This is a genomic window from Massilia glaciei, from assembly GCF_003011895.2.
In the GTDB taxonomy this organism is placed as follows: domain Bacteria; phylum Pseudomonadota; class Gammaproteobacteria; order Burkholderiales; family Burkholderiaceae_D; genus Telluria_A; species Telluria_A glaciei.
On record NZ_PXWF02000217.1, the window covers coordinates 1 to 910 of the forward strand.

A 910-nucleotide genomic window follows, 5' to 3' on the forward strand; every position below is an offset into this window, starting at 1 on the left:
CCGGCCAGAGCCTGCAATTGGCGAACGGCGAAACGGTGATGTTGATGAGCGGGCAGGACAGCCAGTTTGTCGTCGGCGGCCAGATGCGCGTGCACAGCGGGCAGGCCATCGGCATGTTGGGCGGCGTTGTGGAGGCCGGCCCCGACAAGGTCGGCCTGCAATTGATCGCGGCCAAGGACGCGATCGAGATCCAGGCCCAAAGCGACGTGCTCAAGGTGCAGGCGCGCGACGAGGTCAATGTGACGAGCGCGAACGCGCACATCGACTGGGCGGCGGCCAAACGCATTAGCTTGTCGACGGCGGGCGGAGCGAACATCACCATCGAGGGCGGGAATATCACGGTGCAGTGCCCGGGGAAGATCACCATTCATGCGGGCAAGAAGAGCTTTACTGGACCTGCAAGGAAAAATTACCCGATGCCGCCGCTGCCGCGGAGCATTTGTGTCGAGTGCTTGAAAAAATCACGCGCAGCCGCTGTCGCGTTCACCTCTGTGGAATAGGCTATGTTCATTGAACTCTTTGATGGAGCATGGCTTGAACGGCTACACAAGCAAGCCGCAGGCTTGTCGCAGGGAGCAAACCTCTATCTGCTGATTGATGGCGTATTCGTTCCGGGCCTGTATCGCAAGATCAGATCGACGATGGAGCGCACTGACGCGCTGTCTCTGTTATTCGAGGCGCTTCCTGGATGCACCGACGCGACCAGGGATGTGTCCCCGTTTTTGATTTCATTTCGCACAGCGACGGGCCTACTGAAGAAGGTGCTCGCAAAGTGCAGTGGCTGGCCAATGGTCAGCGCGATCGAGACTCCGGAAACCCTCGCCGGACTGGCTAACCGGCTTGCAGCTTGGTGCATTGTAGAAAACGACAATCAACGATTCAACTTCCGCTTTCCTGATACGCGTCGACT

The 910-nt window shown here is 58.9% G+C and carries 2 protein-coding genes; both read left to right on the forward strand.

Translation table 11 applies throughout. The annotated features are described in order from the left end of the window. On the forward strand, positions 1-500 hold a 500-nt coding region (locus C7C56_RS13060), incomplete at its 5' end, for a DUF2345 domain-containing protein (RefSeq protein WP_146204465.1). Between the two features lie 3 nt (positions 501-503). Continuing rightward, positions 504-910 (forward strand): DUF4123 domain-containing protein (locus C7C56_RS13065; RefSeq protein ID WP_146204466.1); only part of this gene is annotated, 407 nt, incomplete at its 3' end.